We start from the raw sequence: 15,533 nt of genomic DNA, 5'->3' as shown, positions 1-15,533 counted from the left end.
CCCGTGTTGCAGATGGAGGTAGTGGGCGTTCGCGTTGAAATGCCCACAAATCAGCCGATCGTCTTGCTCAAGGAGGCACACGGAGAGCGGTTCCTGCCGATCTGGATTGGGATGACCGAGGCGACCGCCATCGCGCTGGCCCAGGCCGAGGAGCCGCCGCCGCGACCCCTCACGCACGACCTGTTCCGCGACGTGCTCAGCGCGCTCGGCGTCGGCCTGCGCGCGGTCAACATCGTCGCGCTGCGTGACGGCATCTTCTTCGCCGATCTGGTCTTCTCCAACGGCGTCGAAGTGAGCGCCAGGCCGTCCGACTCCATCGCGCTCGCCCTGCGCACCGGTGCCCGGATCTTCGCCAGCGAGGAGGTCGTGCAGGAAGCCGGTGTGATCATTCCTGACGACCAGGAGGACGAGGTGGAGAAGTTCAGGGAGTTCCTTGACACGATCACGCCCGAGGACTTCGGCAGGGCGGGGTAGGTATTTCAGTGAATTTACGCTTCACGACGCGCCGAGCCGGATCGTTGACTGCGCTTGGTCACGGTCCTACGGTGCAAGTGAAACCCGTGGTCGCGCGTTGCGAACCCCCAGATCAGGCCGCGGGATGAGAGAAAGCCGGAGGTCCGCGTGGCGGTCAGCAGCGGCGAGGGAAAGACGGCCGGCCAGGAAGATCCGGTGCGGCGCGAGAGCGCGCGGCAGCGTGCCGGAGAGCAGGGCCTGCTCTTCGACGACGCCCCCGCGACACTTCCGGGTGACATCGGCTACCGGGGCCCGACGGCCTGCTCGGCGGCCGGCATCACCTACAGGCAGCTGGACTACTGGGCCAGAACCGGCCTGGTCGAGCCCACGATAAGGGCCGCCCAGGGCTCCGGCTCGCAGCGCCTGTACAGCTTCCGCGACATCCTGGTGCTCAAGGTCGTCAAGCGGCTGCTGGACACCGGAGTCTCGCTCCAGCAGATCCGCACCGCCGTACAGCATCTGCGTGATCGAGGCGTCGCCGACCTCGCGCAGATCACGCTCATGAGCGACGGCGTCAGCGTCTACGAGTGCACCTCCGCCGACGAGGTCATCGACCTGTTGCAGGGCGGTCAGGGCGTGTTCGGGATCGCGCTGGGCAAAGTCTGGCGGGAAGTCGAGGGGTCGCTCGCGGAGCTGCCGGGGGAACGAGCCGCGGCCGGTGACGACCCGGCCGACCACCCCGCGGACGAGCTGGCGCAGCGGCGGCGCGCGCGCAAGATCGGATAGCTGAGCGTGCCGGAACGCCTGACGCGGTCCGGCGTAGTAATCTAGGTCCCGAAGGCTGACGACCCCGTGCGGGAGAGTCCCCGACCCTGAGTCGGGGCGCCGAAGGAGCAACCCTCCCCGGAATCTCTCAGGCAACCGGTACCGCTCGGGTGAGGCAACTCTGGAAAGCAGGCACGCCAGCCAGGCGCGCCTCACCGACGGTGCAAGCCCCGCCCGCGGGGTGAAGCTCTCAGGTCCCATGACAGAGGGGGAGACCCGGCCACCGCGCCCCGGCGCCGGTCTCCATCGCCTCGGGAGGGCACCCTCATGACCGACCTGACAGCACCTCCGTTCTCCACCCGCCACATCGGGCCCTCGGCCGACGAGCAGCAGCGGATGCTGGAGGCCGTCGGCTTCGAGTCGGTCTCCGACCTGGTGGCGGTGGCGGTGCCCGAGGCCATCAGGGCCAAGGACCAGCTGAAGCTGCCCCCGGCGGCCAGTGAGAGCGAGGTCATCGCCGAGCTGCGCGAGCTGGCCGGCCGCAACCGCGTACTCACCTCGATGATCGGCCTGGGCTACCACGACACGATCACGCCCGCGGTGATCCGCCGCAACCTGCTGGAAAACCCCGGCTGGTACACCGCGTACACGCCCTACCAGCCCGAGATCTCGCAGGGCCGCCTCGAGGCGCTGCTCAACTTCCAGACGGTGGTCTCCGACCTCACCGGCCTCGACGTGGCCGGCGCCTCCCTCCTGGACGAGGGTACGGCCGCCGCCGAGGCGATGACCCTGGCCCGCCGGGCCGGCAAGTCCAAGAGCCCCGTGTTCGTCGTCGACGCCGACGCCCTCCCCCAGACCAAGGCCGTGCTGGCCACCCGCGCCGAGCCGCTGGGCATCGAGCTCGTCTACTCCGACCTCGACGGCGAGCTGCCCGAGTGTTTCGGGGTGCTGGTGCAGTACCCGGGCGCCTCCGGCCGCGTGCGCGACTTCCGCGCGCTGGCCGAGCGCGCGCACGGCGCCGGCGCCCTCGTGGTCGCCGCCGCCGACCTGCTCGCCCTCACGCTCATCGCCGCGCCCGGCACGCTCGGCGCCGACATCGCGATCGGCTCCTCCCAGCGCTTCGGCGTGCCGTTCGGGTTCGGCGGGCCGCACGCCGCGTACATGTCCGTGCGCGAGGGGCTGCAGCGGCAGATGCCCGGCCGCCTGGTCGGGGTCTCGGTGGACGCCGACGGCGCGCCCGCCTACCGCCTGGCCCTGCAGACCCGCGAGCAGCACATCCGCCGGGAGAAGGCCACCTCCAACATCTGTACCGCCCAGGTGCTGCTGGCCGTCATCGCCGGCATGTACGCGGTCTACCACGGGCCGGAGGGCCTGCGGCGGATCGCCCGCCGTACCCACGCCCACGCCGTGACGCTCGCCGAGGTGCTGCGCGCGGGCCGCGTGGAGGTCGTGCACGGCGAGTTCTTCGACACCGTGACCGCCCGCGTGCCCGGCAGGGCCGCGCAGGTCGTCGCCGAGGCCGCCGCCCGCGGCGTCAACCTCTGGCAGATCGACGCCGACCACGTCTCGGTCTCCTGCGACGAGAAGACCGAGCTCGCCCACCTGGAGCAGGTCGCCGCCGCCTTCGGCGTCTCCGCGGGGCTCAGCGACCTGGCCGGTGACGACGCGCTGCCCGCCGCGCTCGCCCGCGAGGACGACTACCTCTCCCACCCGGTCTTCCACAGCCACCGCTCCGAGACCGCGATGCTGCGCTACCTGCGCAAGCTGCAGGACAAGGACATCGCCCTCGACCGTTCGATGATCCCGCTGGGCTCGTGCACGATGAAGCTCAACGCGACCACCGAGATGGAGCCGATCACCTGGCCCGAGTTCGCGGCCGTCCATCCCTACGCCCCGGCCGAGCAGACCGAGGGCTACCTGGAGCTGATCGGCACGCTGGAGTCCTGGCTGGCCGAGGTGACCGGCTACGACGCCGTCTCCATCCAGCCCAACGCCGGCTCGCAGGGCGAGTTCGCCGGACTGCTGGCCATCCGCGCCTACCACCAGGCGGGCGGCGACACGGCCCGCGAGGTCTGCCTCATCCCGTCCTCCGCCCACGGCACCAACGCCGCCAGCGCCGTCATGGCCGGCATGCGCGTCGTCGTGGTCGCCTGCGACGACGAGGGCAACATCGACCTCGCCGACCTCGACGCCAAGATCGCCAAGCACCGCGACGCGCTGGCCGCGATCATGGTCACCTACCCGTCCACGCACGGCGTGTACGAGGAGACCATCACCGAGATCTGCGCCAAGGTCCACGAGGCCGGCGGCCAGGTCTACGTCGACGGCGCCAACCTCAACGCCCTCGTCGGCCTGGCCAAGCCCGGCGAGTTCGGCGCCGACGTCTCCCACCTCAACCTGCACAAGACCTTCTGCATCCCGCACGGCGGCGGTGGTCCCGGCGTCGGCCCGGTCGCCGTCCGCGCGCACCTGGCCGCCTACCTGCCCGGTCACGCGCTGCGTCCCGGCTCGCCGGTCGGCGCGGTCTCGGCCGCCCCGTACGGCTCCGCCGGCATCCTGCCCATCTCCTGGGCCTACATCAGGATGATGGGCGGCGAGGGCCTCAAGGCCGCCACCGAGCAGGCCATTCTGTCGGCCAACTACCTGGCCCGCCGCCTGGCCCCGCACTACCCGGTCCTCTACACCGGCCGTGGCGGCCTGGTCGCCCACGAGTGCATCATCGACCTGCGCCAGATCACCAAGGAGACCGGCGTCACCGTCGACGACGTGGCCAAGCGCCTCATCGACTACGGCTTCCACGCGCCCACGATGTCCTTCCCGGTGGCCGGCACGCTGATGATCGAGCCGACCGAGAGCGAGGACCTGGCCGAGCTCGACCGCTTCGCCGACGCCATGGCCGCCATCCGCGGCGAGATCGCCAAGGTGGCCTCGGGCGCCTACGACAAGGACGACAACCCGCTGCGCAACGCCCCGCACACCGCCGAGGCGGCCACCTCCGACACCTGGGCGCACCCCTACACCCGCGCCGAGGCCGCCTACCCGGTCAGCTCGCTGCGCGACGGCAAGTACTGGGTGCCGGTGCGCCGCATCGACCAGGCCTACGGTGACCGCAACCTGGTCTGCGCCTGCCCGCCGCTGGAGGCCTACGAGGACTGAGGTTGACGAAGGCCCCCGAAGGCCCCGGGAAGCGCTTTGTGCCTTCCCGGGGCCTTCGACGGTCCGGGCTCGGGAGCCGACGGTAAAGGCTGCCGGAGCGGCGGCATGTCCTCATGACTTTCCTCTTGATCCACGCTCTCATGTGCTTGCTCAGGCCCCGACGGGGCCCGTTTCCAAGCCGTGGAGAAGTGAATGATCCTTCGGGGAAGATCGGTGAAGGCCGCCCTGGCTCTGGCGCTGGCGGTCAGCGCGCAACTCGTGGCCACCCCGCCGTCGAGCGCCGCCTCCGCCCCGCAGCAGGGGCTCAGAATCACCCGTTTTCTCGGTGAGCAGCGCCTTCCGCACAAGATGGAGTTCGAGGGCACGGTCGTCGGCGGCCTGTCCGGCATCGACCGCGACCCGCGGACCGGCACCTGGTACTTCATCTCCGACGACCGCTGGCGCTACAACCCCGCCCGCTTCTACACCGGTGCCCTCGACATCGACCGGCGCACCGGCGCGTTCACCGGAGTACGGCTGACCGGCGCCACCACGCTCCTGCGCCCGGACGGAACCCCCTACCCCGGGTACGGCAAGCCCGAGTCCGCCGACCCGGAGACGATCCGCTTCGACCGGTGGAGCCGCAATCTGCTCTGGGGTCACGAGGGCGACCGGCCGGACGCCCGCAACCCCGGCATCCCGCTCTCCGACCTGTTCGTCCGCTGGGCCGGGCGCGACGGGCGGCACCTGGGTGAGCTCCCGCTGCCCGGCAACCTGAAGGTCACCGGCACGGACAGCGGCCCGCGGCGCAACTTCGGGTTCGAGGGGCTGACGTTCGCGCCGACCACGATCGCCGCCATCGTGGAGGGCCCCCGTTACGAGGACGGCGAGCCGCCCACCGTCGAGTCCGGCGCCCCGGCCCGGATCACCGTGTGGGGCCGCGACGGCCGGCTGCGCGGGCAGTACGCCTACCCGATCGACCCGCTGCCCGCCGCCCCGATCCCGCCGGACGGCGCCACCGACAGCGGCGTGTCGGAGATCCTGGCCCTCGACGACCACCGCTATCTGGCCCTGGAGCGCTCCTGGATCGAGGGCGTGAACTACAAGGTCAAGCTCTACGAGATCGACCTGCGCCGGGCCACCGACGTCCAGGACAGGAACAGCCTGGCGACCGGGCGCCCCTACCGGCCCGTCTCCAAGCGGCTCGTCATGGACCTGGAGAACGTCAGGGCGCCGGTCCAGAACCTGGAGAGCCTGGCCTGGGGGCCGCGCCTGGCCACCGGCGAGTGCACGCTGGTGATCGGCAGCGACGACAACTTCGACCAGCGGGAGGTCACCCAGTTCCTGGCGTTCGGCGCCCGGGGCTGCTGAGGTCCTCATGTCTGCCGTCGTGGCGTCTGTCATGGGCCGCCCTGGGTGTTCGTCACGGCGGCAGGCAACAAGAGCGTGTCCATCAGGGATAGATGAGGACAGGCCGAGTTGCGAGACGTGATCGCCCCGAGTCGTTAGGCTCGGGGCGATCAACGTTCAGAAGGAGCCTCCTTGACACCCCCAGACGTCGACGCGTCCCCGCTGGAACACGCCAGGAGGCTGGCCGAGGGCGGTGATCTCGATGCGGCGGCGGCCATCCTGTCCGAGCTGGCCGCCGACCCCGCGGGGCCCGACCGGGCGCAGGCCGCGGTGGGGCTGGCGGTCGTGCTGGAGCAACGGGGCGACGCCGAGGGCGCGCGGGCGGCCGCCCGGGTGGCGCTGTCGACCGGCCATCCCGAGTACGGCGCGCAGGCCGCCTGCCACCTTGCCCAGGGCTTCGAGCGCGAGAACCGGCCGGAGCAGGCCAGAGGCGCCTGGCAGGCCGTGCTCGGCATGGGCGCCCCCGAGTACGTGGCGCTGGCGCGGCTGGGGCTGGCCAGGCTGGCCGTACAGCGGGACGACCTGGAGGCGGCGGAGGAGGAGCTGCGCGCGGCGATCGGCGCCGGAGACCCGCACCTCGGCGCGCGGGCCGCCCAGCAGCTCGGCGACCTGCTGCTGCTCCAGGGCGAGCCGGGCGAGGCCGCGGACGTGCTCATGGCCGCGCTGCACGACGCGCCGGCCGGGGAGGTGGCCAGGCTGCGGGTCCAGCTCGGGATCGCCCACCTGGAGCTGGCGTGCGCGGAGTTCGCGGGCGCGGTGGAGGACGGCGACGAGCCGGGCACGAGCGCGCTGGCCATCGAACTGCTGGCGCGCACGCTGCCGCTGCGCGGGCGCGCCGAGGACGCCGACCGGGTCTGGAGCTACGGACTCAACCACACCGACCAGGCACTGGCCGAAGAGGTCCGCCTGCGCCTCGACCGCGACGGCTGACCGCCCGGCCCCCGCCGGGCACAGCGCCGCCCCCGCCGGGCGTACCTGCTCCCGGCGGGGCGTACCTGCTCCCGGCGGGTCTACCGCGGGCCACGGAGCCCTCGTACCCGTGGCAGAGCGGTGTGCGGTCAGCGGCCGCGCATGATGGCGACGGCCGCCACCACGTTCACCATGATGATCGCCAGCCATGCCATGACCAGGCCGGCCGGACCGGCCGCCGAGGCGGCGATGGCCGTGAGCGGGATGCCGAGGGCCAGCGAGCCGAGCGCGATGGGGATCAGCGATGAGCTGCTCGATTTGTGGTTCTTGCCGGGTCTGGGGCGGTGGGTGTCGAGTTCGGCGCGCACCCGGGCGGCGATCGTGGCGTCCAGCCGCTCCACGAACGATTCCACCAACGCCTGCTCGTATTCGGGACCGAGATCGCGCCGGGCGTCGAGAGTCGCCTGCAGCTCGTCGCGGAGAGGACGCATGTCTGCCATACCGAGATTGTCCCCTCCCGGCGGCGCGCCGTCATCCCACCTGAGAGCCAGGTCGCGCCTCCTCCCCGAGTACCGTTGTCGCCATGGAGATCACCACTGCGCGCGGTCCCGCGCGGGTCGACCTCGACGAGGTCCGGCGGCCGAAGCTGCTGCTGGTGCTGACGCACGGTTCCGCGGGCACGGTGGACGCGCCCGACCTGCTGGCGGTGCGCGAGCACGCGCTGGCCGCGGGCGTGAGCGTGGCCAGGGTGACGCAGCCGTTCCGGCTGGCGGGGGCCAGGGCGCCGGGCTCGCCGGAGCGGCAGGACGAGGCGTGGGAGGTCGTCGTGGCGGCGCTGGTCGCGCGTTTTCCCGGCCTGCCGCTGGTGCAGGGCGGGCGGAGCAACGGGGCCCGGGTGGCCTGCCGTACGGCGCGGCGGGCGGGCGCGGCGGCCGTGGTGGCGCTGGCGTTTCCGCTGCATCCGCCGGGGCGGCCGGAACGTTCCAGGGCGGGGGAGCTGCGCGAGGCGGGCGTCGACGTGCTCGTGGTCAACGGGGACCGGGACCCGTTCGGGGTGCCGGACCCGGCAGACGCCGCTGAGCTGGTCGTCCTGCCGGGGGAGGGACATGATCTGAAGAAGGACCCCGGGAAGGTGGGCGAGATCGTCGCCCGCTGGATCGTGCGTTACGCGTAGGTCAGGCGGCGCCCACGGCGGGACGGTGCGGTGCGATGACGATGCCGCCGGGCAGGAGCTCCCCGGTGTCCTCGAACAGGACGACGCCGTTGCAGAGGAGGCTCCACCCCTGCTCGGGGTGGCAGGCGAGGGTTCGTGCTGCCTCGCGGTCGGGCGCCTCGGCAGACGGGCAGACCGGGTCGTGCGGGCACATCGGCGTGCCTCCGATATCTCGTGAATGGCTCCCATGTCGCACTGAGCTGACGGGGAGCGGCTCGGCTTGTTCGTTTCTAGCAAGTGTGCGACGTGGGTCACACAAACCGACATAGCCCGTTCGGGCGGTTAGTGGAGGGTGCCCCGGGTGAGTCTGTGACCTACGACACAGCGTGTCTTAAGCAGGATAACGGTCCAAGCGCGACACGCCGACTAAATTTGCAGTCCTTTGATGAGTGCGTCGAGGCCGCGCTCGAAGTCGGCGTCGGCTCGCTCGTCGCGGCGGGTCCAGGTGTCGACCTCCGGATCGGCCCAGCCGGACTGCTGGACCTCGACCGCGACGCTGCCGAAGACGAAGGCGCGCATGGTGCGTACGGCCTCGGCGGCGGCGGGCAGGCCGGCGTCGGCGAGTTGCTCGGTCTGGTCTCTGATCGAGACCGTGGTGGCGCCCTTGGGCGGCTTGGTCAGGGCGAGGGCGAGCACGCCGGGGTGGTCGCGCAGCGCCTCGCGCCCGGCCCTGCACCAGGCCTTGGCCGTCTCCTGCCAGCTCGAACCCGCCTCGACCCGGACGGCGGTGACGTGCTCGGCCAGGGCGTCCATCAGCGCGTCCTTGCCGCGGGGCAGGTGGTGGTAGATGGCCATGGCCTCCACCTCCAGCGCGTCGCCGAGGCGGCGCATGGTGAGCCTGCGCAGGCCCTGGCTGTCGGCGATGTGCAGCGCGGCGTCGATGATGCGCTCGCGGGACAGGGGTACGGGCGGTCGCTTCGCGGGCATGTTAGAAATCTACTATGTAAAGGCGCCGGGCCGGGTCCGATTACGGCCCGTGTCCCGCGACGGCGTACGCTACGCCTGATACGCAGCGTTGAGAAAGGCAGAGTCGATGGCGTTTTTCCGTCCCCGGGTGAGCCGCGAGGCCGAGGTGCGCTACCACGCGGACATCGAGATCTCCAAGACCTTCCCGGAGCTGCTGGCCAAGGCCCGCGAGGCCGAGCTGACCGTGCGTGAGCTGCGGGCCGCCGACGTCGACGACATCGAGCTGCTGGCCGCGGGCCGGGCCTTCGACAAGGCGCTGACCGAGGCGCTGCGCGGCGCGGAGGCGGGCCAGCGGGCCACGTTCGGCGTCAAGGCCTACGACGACCGCATCGCCCGCCGCAAGGCCAAGGCCACGCCCGCCGGCGCCGAGTGGAGCGCCGAGGTGGAGCGCCTGCGCACGCTGCGCGAGGAGAACCGCATGTGGGGCATGCCGCGCGTGCCGCGGGCCATCCCGGCCACATTCTGACCAGCCCTGGCTGGGGTACGGCGGCGCCGTACCCTCAGCGGGAGAGCAGTTCCGTCAGACGGTCGAGCGGCAGGGCGGGGGAGCGGTGGCCGTCGCGGCCGATGCTCTCCTCGGCGCCGGTCAGCGCGTTGAGCACCGCCTCCTCCACCGCCTCGACGACGGCCGTGTAGAAGGGGTCCATGCGGCCCCACGGCACGAACCGCAGCGTCTCGTAGTCGTCACCGGCGGCGAACCCGCTGGCCAGCGCCCCTTCGTTGGCGGTGGAGAAGGCCAGGAAGATGTCGCCGGAGAAGTGGCTGCCGGTGGTGCCGGTCCTGGCCAGGCCCATCGGCACCCGGCGCGCCAGCGCCTTGCACTGGCCGGGCAGCAGCGGCGCGTCCGTGGCCACCACGACAATCACCGAGCCCGCGCCGGCCCGTGCCCGCGCGTGCTCCTCCATGGGGTTGTCGTCGAGAAGGTCCTGCCCGACGCGCACCCCGGCCACGGTCAGCTCGGACCGTCTGCCGAAGTTGGCCTGGACGAAAGCGCCGACCGTGTAGGTGTCGGCGGCGTGCTCGACCAGGCGCGAAGCGGTTCCCGAGCCGCCCTTGAAGCCGTAGCAGTTCATGCCGGTGCCGCCGCCGGTGTTGCCTTCGGCGACCGGCCCGCCCGCGGCCGACTCGATGGCCTGGGCGGCGTGCTCGGGGCGGACGTGGGGGCCGTTGATGTCGTTGAGGTAGCCGTCCCAGGTCTCGGCCACGACCGGCAGCAGCCACTCGGCGCCGAGCGCGGGGTGGGCGGCGACGACCCAGTCGATGACGCCGCGGTGCACGGTGCCGACGGCGTGGGTGTTGGTGATCGCGACGGGCAGCGTCAGCGCGCCGCTCTCCTCGATCCACGTCACGCCGGTCATCTCGCCGTTGCCGTTGAGGGAGTAGACGCCGGCCGCGCACGGCACGCCGACCCCGTCGCGGCCTCTGGGCAGGATGGCGGTGACCCCGGTGCGGGCCGCGCCCTCGGTCAGCGTGACGTAGCCGACCTGGACACCGGGTACGTCGGTGATGGCGTTGGCGGGACCGGGGCGGCCCTGCAGGGCGATGGGAAGCTCACGAGCGCGCACCCGGCCATCCTACGGAAGGCGATCACCGGGAGAACAGGGGCGCGATCCGGCTGAGCGCTGGGACTGGGCCGGTGCCTTCATTGACAGGTGATCGTCTCCGTGCGGACGATGGTTCACGATCCAGGCCCTATGGAGGTGAACCGTTCTGACGGGATTTCCCCGCCTCATCGCCACCGACCTCGACGGCACGGTCGTGCGTGCGGACGGCACGGTGTCCGCGCGCGTGGTGGCCGCCTTCGCCGCGGCGGAACGGCTGGGCGCGCGCGTCGTCTTCGTCACCGGCCGCCCGCCGCGGCTGATCCACGAGATCGCCCCCGCCTTCGGCCACCACGGCGTGGCCATCTGCTCCAACGGCGCGCTCGTCTACGACCTGGGCGCCCGCCGGGTCGTCGAGGAGCACGCCATCCCGCCCGAGGTGCTGGGGGAGGCCGCCGCCCGCCTGCGCGCCGCCGCTCCCGGCATCGGCATCGCGGTCGAGTACGCCGCCACGCTGGCCGCCGACGAGCTGTACGAGCCGTGGGACTGGGATCGCGGCATCACGCTGGTGCGGATGGCCGACCACGAGCTGTTCGGCAGGCCGGGCCCCAAGCTGCTGGGCCGTCACCCGACGCTGCCGGCCGACGAGCTGCTCGCGCTGGCCGCGCCCGAGCTGGCCCCGATCGTCACCGTCTACCACTCCAACGGATCACGCCTGGTCGAGGCGATCGCCGCCGGGGTGAGCAAGGCCTCGGCCCTGATGTCCTACGCCGCGGGGCTGGGCATCGGGGCCGATGAGGTGGTCGCGTTCGGTGACATGCCGAACGACCTGCCCATGCTGGCCTGGGCGGGCACGTCGTACGGCATGGCCAACGGGCACGCCGACGTGCTGGCGGCCGTGGACCATGTGATCGGCTCCATCGACGAGGACGGCGTCGCCCTGGAGCTGGAACGCCTGGCGGCGGCCGTGGGCTAACCCCGCGGGGTCTCGGCCCAGCCGGCGGCGAGGCGGGTGAACAGCTCGGGTTGTTCGAGGTTCCAGAGGTGCCCGGCGCCCGGGATCACGCGCAGTTCCGCCTGGGGGAGTCCGGCGGCCAGGACCTCGGCGGGCGCGATGTTGGCCTTGTCCTTCTCGCCGACGAGTACCAGGGCGGGCGCCTTGATCTCGGCGAGCCTGGGCCGCAGGTCGAGCTCGCCCAGTTCGCGCAGCCCGGTGAGCAGCGCCGCCTTGCCCGCCGTCCGCAGGTCCTCGGCCGCGGTCGCGGTGTGCTCGGGGCGGCCGCCGGAGTACATGCCCTTCATCATCGACACGATCATCGCGGTGGGCAGCAGCCCCATCACGGTGCGCTGGAGGCCGTCGCCGCCGGTCGGGGCCGCGACGCCGCCGGACAGGACGAGGCTCGCGACCTTCTCCGGTTCTGCCAGGGCCGTCAGGAGGGCGACGCTCACCGATCCGGAGATCCCGACGAGGTGGACCTGTTCCTCGGCGGCCAGCAGCTCGCGGACCGAGCGCACGGCGGCGTCCAGGGAGAACGGGCCGGGGCTGGAGTGGTGGCCCGGCAGGTCGGGGGTGAGCACCCGGTGCCGCCGGGACAGTTCGGCGACCTGGGGTGACCAGGCCCGCCGGCTGGAGCCGAAGGCATGGAGGAGGACAAGGGTCGACATGGGGCCCCAAACCGGTAGAAAGGCTGTTGGACCGGGAGGATAGCCCAGTTAATGGCGTTGGGCGACGTACCGGTCAGAGGGGGCGGCGGCCACCGTCGATGATCACGTAGGGTTCTGGGAGTGCTGAGTATCCTCCGGAGCGCGCATCGTGCCCGGGTGCCGGCCTCACCGGCCGACCCGGGCCGCCCCCAGGTACCGCGGCGCCCGTACTTCGTCGCCGCGGGGCTGGTGGCCCTGTTCAACGGGTGGGCGTTCGCGGACATGCTCGGGGCGGGCCTGCCGGGGCTGCTGATCGGGGCACTGTACGCGCTGCCCGTCGCCGTGTCCTGGTACCGGCCGCTGACCGCCTGGTGGATCATGCTGGCGCTGCTGGCCGGGATGACGGTCCTCAGAGTCGGCGACTGGTCGCCCTGGCTGGTGTCGGAGACGCTGGCGCAGGCGCCGGTGGTGTTCACGGTGGCGCTGGTGTCCAGGCGGCGGGTCACGGCCGCGGTGTTCCTGATCACGCTCGGGACGGGCGTGCTGTCCGAGCTCTGGCTCCCGGACGTGTCGCCGTACGTCGTGGAGGCCATGAGGAGCTGGGGCCTGATGCTGCTGGCCGTGACGGTCATCGGGCTCTATCTCAGGATGCGGCGGCTGAGCACCCTGCGGATCGCCGAGGAGTACGGCAAGCGGCGGCTGCTGGAGGAGCGCGCGCGGATCGCCCGGGAGCTGCACGATCTGGTGGCGCACCACATGTCCGTCATCGCGGTCCGGGCGGCCACGGCCCCCTACCGGATCAAGGACGCGGCGTCGGGGGAGGTCTGGCACGAGTTCCGCGACATCAACGCCGCGGCGAGCGCGTCATTGGCCGAGATGCGGCAGTTGCTCGGCGTCCTGCGGAGCGAAGGGGACGACGACCCGCCGACCGCGCCGCAGCCTGGGCTGCGGGACCTGGCCGAGCTGGCGGAGTCCGCCCGCCGGGCGGGCACGCCGGTACGCCTGGACCTGCCCGAACGCGCCCCGGACCTGGGTGCAGCCCTGTCACTCACGGTGTACCGGATCGTGCAGGAGGCGCTGAGCAACGTGATCAAGCACACGGGCGGCGCCCCGGCCAGGGTCGCGATCGGCCTGGACGACGGCGACGTCGTGGTCGAGGTCGTCAACGAGGCCGGGACGCGAAACGAGGCCGGGTCGCGATCGGGGGCCGGGTCCGGGTACGGGCTGGTGGGCATGCGCGAGCGGGTGAGCCTCGCCGGCGGGGAACTGTCCGCCGGCGCGACGGCCGACGGGCGGTACGCGGTGCGGGCCGTCCTGCCACGGGAGGGAAGATGATCTCCGTTCTGGTCGCGGACGATCAGGCGATGGTCAGGGCGGGTTTCGCGGCGCTGCTGTCGGCCCAGCCCGGCATCCAGGTCGTGGGCGAGGCCGCGGACGGGCTCGAGGCGGTGGCCCTGGCCAGGCGGACGCGTCCTGACGTGGCGCTCATGGACGTCCGGATGCCGCATCTCGACGGACTGGAGGCCACCCGGCGGGTGATCGCGGGCGTGCCCGGCACCCGAGTCGTGATCTTGACCACGTTCGACGTCGACGACTACGTGTACACGGCCCTGCGCGCCGGGGCCAGCGGCTTCCTGCTGAAGGACGCGCCACCGGCCGACCTGATCAGCGCGGTGCGCGTGGTGGCCGCGGGGGAGGCGCTGCTGGCGCCGTCGGTGACGCGCCGGCTCATCGCGGAGTTCGCGAGCAGGCAGCCGATCGACGAGCGCGAGGCGCTGCGGCTGAACGCGCTCACCCCGCGCGAACTCGACGTGCTCAGGCTGATCGCCGACGGCCGGTCCAACGCCGACATTGCGCGCGGCCTGACCATCGCCGAGGAGACCGTCAAGTCCCACGTGGGCCGCATCCTGGGCAAACTCCACCTGCGCGACCGGGCGCAGGCGGTGGTGCTGGCCTACGAGAGCGGCCTGGTGGTGGCGGGCCGTCACTCCACAGAGGTACGGCGCGGCCGCCGGTCACGCTCCTGAGGGGGATCCGGGCGCACCGGTTCGCCACCTACCGTCCGCCGCATGATCAGATCGATGACCGCGGCCCTGGTGGCACGCGCCCTGTCCCGTGAGCCGGAACTGCGCGGGCTGTCGCGGCTCGTGGGCCGCGGCGACGTGTGCCTGGACATCGGCGCCGCCTACGGCATGTACACCTTTCCCCTCGCCCGGCTGGTGGGGCGCACCGGGCAGGTGCACAGCTTCGAGCCGTTGCGCCTGCCGTACCGGATCCTGGAGTCGGCGCGACGGGCCGCGGGCGCCCACCACGTGATCACGAGCAACGCCGCGATCGGCGCCGGGTCCGGGCTGCAGAAGTTGCGCCTGCCCTATCGGTTCGGGCTGCCCGTCCACGGCTGGGCCCACCTGCGGACCGGGGAGAAGAATCCGCACGAGCGCGGCGGCAGGACGCTGGACGTGCCCGTGTACACCATCGACCAGGTGTGCGAGACCCGCGGGATCCCGCGGGTGGACTTCATGAAGGTGGACGTGGAGGGGTTTGAGCCGGTGGTCCTGGAGGGCGGGACGCGCACGATCGAGCGCCACCGGCCCCATCTCCTGCTGGAGATCGAGGACCGCCACCTCGGCAAGTACGGCCTGGCCGCGAGCGACGTGGCCGAGCCGCTGCTCAGGATGGGTTACCGGATGTACGTCTGGCGCGGCGGATGGCGGGAGAGCACCGAGATCACCCGCCGCCGGCGCAACTACCTGTTCAGCCGCCGCCTGTCCTGAGCCGCCCGGCTCCGGCGCGGACCAGGCCGTGGTCGAAGGCGAAGACCGCCGCGTGCACCCGATCGCGCAGGCCCAGCTTGTCCAGGACGCGTTTGACGTGCGTTTTGGTGGTGGTCTCGCCGATGTGCAGGCGGGCGGAGATCTCCGCGTTCGACATCCCGCGCCCGAGCAGCAGCAGGACCTCGTGCTCGCGGGCGGTCAGCCGGGCCAGGCAGCGCCGCACCCGCTCCGGCGGCTCGGGCGGCGCGGCGCGGGCGACGACGCCGAGGCCGGGCAGTTGTGGGACCGGCTCACCCCGGCGCAGCCGGCGCAGGTGGGGGTGCTGGGCGACAACGTGCGGTTCACGGTGTGGGCAACGCTCGCCGCCGTGACCGCCTTCCTCACCGGCCGGGTCCTGCCGCTGCCGGCGTACACCGGAGAACAGGAACCCCGCTGATCACCGAAACCCCGGTATCTCACCCCCATTTATCCCTAATATCGGGACTTTCCGGGGTGGCAGGAGGCGGGGATGTCGGGGGCGGAATCCGCAGGGCTCCTCGCGGGCCGCTACAGGCTGCTGTCCCAGCTCGGCCAGGGCGGCATGGGGATCGTCTGGCTGGCGCTGGACGAACTGCTGCGCCAGGAGGTCGCCGTCAAGGAAGTACGGCTGCCGCCGGACCTCGACGCCGCCGCACGGGCCGAGCTGGGCGAACGCACGCTCCGCGAGGCGCGGGCGGCGGCGCG

The 15,533-nt window shown here is 72.3% G+C and carries 18 protein-coding genes, 1 pseudogene and 1 riboswitch; of the genes and pseudogenes, 13 read left to right on the top strand and 6 right to left on the bottom strand.

The genetic code is table 11. The annotated features are described in order from the left end of the window. Window positions 1–3: 3 nt before the first annotated feature. The 5 genes from ACFWY5_RS15970 to ACFWY5_RS15950 all read left to right on the top strand — a co-directional run bounded on the left by ACFWY5_RS15970 (window position 4) and on the right by ACFWY5_RS15950 (window position 6,693). On the top strand, window positions 4–474 hold the full coding sequence (locus ACFWY5_RS15970) for a bifunctional nuclease family protein (RefSeq protein WP_090771501.1): 471 nt from the start codon (window positions 4–6) through the stop codon (window positions 472–474). 147 nt (window positions 475–621) lie between these two features. Next, entirely contained in the window at window positions 622–1,239 is a 618-nt protein-coding gene (locus ACFWY5_RS15965) for a MerR family transcriptional regulator (protein ID WP_379623108.1), read from the top strand. Between the two features lie 59 nt (window positions 1,240–1,298). Beyond that, window positions 1,299–1,393, top strand: a riboswitch (glycine riboswitch). Window positions 1,394–1,545: 152 nt separating this feature from the next. Further along, window positions 1,546–4,374, top strand: a complete 2,829-nt coding sequence (gcvP, locus tag ACFWY5_RS15960) for an aminomethyl-transferring glycine dehydrogenase (RefSeq protein WP_379632564.1) — start codon at window positions 1,546–1,548, stop codon at window positions 4,372–4,374. Between the two features lie 192 nt (window positions 4,375–4,566). Continuing rightward, complete coding sequence (locus tag ACFWY5_RS15955) at window positions 4,567–5,724, top strand: esterase-like activity of phytase family protein (protein ID WP_379632561.1); 1,158 nt, start codon at window positions 4,567–4,569, stop codon at window positions 5,722–5,724. A 171-nt stretch (window positions 5,725–5,895) separates the two neighbouring features. Continuing rightward, a complete protein-coding gene (locus ACFWY5_RS15950; protein WP_379632559.1) occupies window positions 5,896–6,693 on the top strand; it encodes a tetratricopeptide repeat protein in 798 nt (265 codons plus the stop codon). Window positions 6,694–6,821: 128 nt separating this feature from the next. Here the strand turns inward: ACFWY5_RS15950 and ACFWY5_RS15945 are convergent, their stop codons facing one another. Then, window positions 6,822–7,172, bottom strand: a complete 351-nt coding sequence (locus tag ACFWY5_RS15945; RefSeq protein ID WP_379623100.1) for a hypothetical protein — start codon at window positions 7,170–7,172, stop codon at window positions 6,822–6,824. Window positions 7,173–7,255: 83 nt separating this feature from the next. On the opposite strand from ACFWY5_RS15945, the gene ACFWY5_RS15940 reads away from it, so the two are divergent. Then, the gene (locus ACFWY5_RS15940) at window positions 7,256–7,846 is read left to right on the top strand and encodes an alpha/beta family hydrolase (protein ID WP_379623098.1); all 591 of its coding nucleotides are present in this window, start codon (window positions 7,256–7,258) and stop codon (window positions 7,844–7,846) included. A gap of 1 nt (window position 7,847) precedes the next feature. Here the strand turns inward: ACFWY5_RS15940 and ACFWY5_RS15935 are convergent, their stop codons facing one another. Then, entirely contained in the window at window positions 7,848–8,039 is a 192-nt protein-coding gene (locus tag ACFWY5_RS15935) for a DUF5999 family protein (RefSeq protein WP_184963175.1), read from the bottom strand. Between the two features lie 212 nt (window positions 8,040–8,251). Next, on the bottom strand, window positions 8,252–8,812 hold the full coding sequence (locus ACFWY5_RS15930) for a TetR/AcrR family transcriptional regulator C-terminal domain-containing protein (RefSeq protein ID WP_379623095.1): 561 nt from the start codon (window positions 8,810–8,812) through the stop codon (window positions 8,252–8,254). A 106-nt stretch (window positions 8,813–8,918) separates the two neighbouring features. On the opposite strand from ACFWY5_RS15930, the gene ACFWY5_RS15925 reads away from it, so the two are divergent. Continuing rightward, window positions 8,919–9,317, top strand: coding sequence for a hypothetical protein (locus ACFWY5_RS15925; protein ID WP_379623093.1), 399 nt, complete (start codon window positions 8,919–8,921; stop codon window positions 9,315–9,317). Between the two features lie 34 nt (window positions 9,318–9,351). Here ACFWY5_RS15925 and ACFWY5_RS15920 read toward each other — a convergent pair whose 3' ends face one another. Continuing rightward, on the bottom strand, window positions 9,352–10,416 hold the full coding sequence (locus ACFWY5_RS15920; protein WP_379623091.1) for a P1 family peptidase: 1,065 nt from the start codon (window positions 10,414–10,416) through the stop codon (window positions 9,352–9,354). Between the two features lie 145 nt (window positions 10,417–10,561). On the opposite strand from ACFWY5_RS15920, the gene ACFWY5_RS15915 reads away from it, so the two are divergent. Beyond that, window positions 10,562–11,368, top strand: a complete 807-nt coding sequence (locus tag ACFWY5_RS15915) for an HAD family hydrolase (RefSeq protein WP_379623188.1) — start codon at window positions 10,562–10,564, stop codon at window positions 11,366–11,368. On the opposite strand, the gene ACFWY5_RS15910 is transcribed toward ACFWY5_RS15915, so the two are convergent. Then, the gene (locus ACFWY5_RS15910) at window positions 11,365–12,057 is read right to left on the bottom strand and encodes an alpha/beta fold hydrolase (protein ID WP_379632556.1); all 693 of its coding nucleotides are present in this window, start codon (window positions 12,055–12,057) and stop codon (window positions 11,365–11,367) included. The genes ACFWY5_RS15915 and ACFWY5_RS15910 overlap by 4 nt on opposite strands. Window positions 12,058–12,213: 156 nt before the next feature. Here ACFWY5_RS15910 and ACFWY5_RS15905 point away from each other — a divergent pair, with 156 nt between their 5' ends. From ACFWY5_RS15905 to ACFWY5_RS15895, 3 genes are read left to right on the top strand one after another with little or no spacing between them, the layout of a single operon-like run. Then, window positions 12,214–13,371 (top strand): sensor histidine kinase, encoded by a 1,158-nt coding sequence (locus ACFWY5_RS15905; protein ID WP_379632554.1) that lies wholly within the window; start codon window positions 12,214–12,216, stop codon window positions 13,369–13,371. After that, on the top strand, window positions 13,368–14,063 hold the full coding sequence (locus ACFWY5_RS15900) for a response regulator (protein WP_379623085.1): 696 nt from the start codon (window positions 13,368–13,370) through the stop codon (window positions 14,061–14,063). The genes ACFWY5_RS15905 and ACFWY5_RS15900 overlap by 4 nt, the downstream gene beginning before the upstream one ends. Window positions 14,064–14,105: 42 nt before the next feature. Next, the gene (locus ACFWY5_RS15895; protein WP_379623083.1) at window positions 14,106–14,810 is read left to right on the top strand and encodes an FkbM family methyltransferase; all 705 of its coding nucleotides are present in this window, start codon (window positions 14,106–14,108) and stop codon (window positions 14,808–14,810) included. On the opposite strand, the gene ACFWY5_RS15890 is transcribed toward ACFWY5_RS15895, so the two are convergent. Continuing rightward, entirely contained in the window at window positions 14,791–15,033 is a 243-nt protein-coding gene (locus ACFWY5_RS15890; RefSeq protein ID WP_379632552.1) for a response regulator transcription factor, read from the bottom strand. The genes ACFWY5_RS15895 and ACFWY5_RS15890 overlap by 20 nt on opposite strands. Here ACFWY5_RS15890 and ACFWY5_RS15885 point away from each other — a divergent pair. Further along, complete coding sequence (locus tag ACFWY5_RS15885) at window positions 14,995–15,246, top strand: hypothetical protein (protein WP_379632550.1); 252 nt, start codon at window positions 14,995–14,997, stop codon at window positions 15,244–15,246. The genes ACFWY5_RS15890 and ACFWY5_RS15885 overlap by 39 nt on opposite strands. A gap of 72 nt (window positions 15,247–15,318) precedes the next feature. Beyond that, window positions 15,319–15,533: pseudogene (locus ACFWY5_RS15880) on the top strand (serine/threonine protein kinase); the annotation flags it as partial.

The sequence above is a fragment of the Nonomuraea sp. NPDC059007 genome, from assembly GCF_042740555.1.
Classification (GTDB): Bacteria; Actinomycetota; Actinomycetes; order Streptosporangiales; family Streptosporangiaceae; genus Nonomuraea.
The sequence above is the reverse complement of the archived record's forward strand: the minus strand, read 5'-3'. Positions and strand labels throughout refer to the sequence as shown.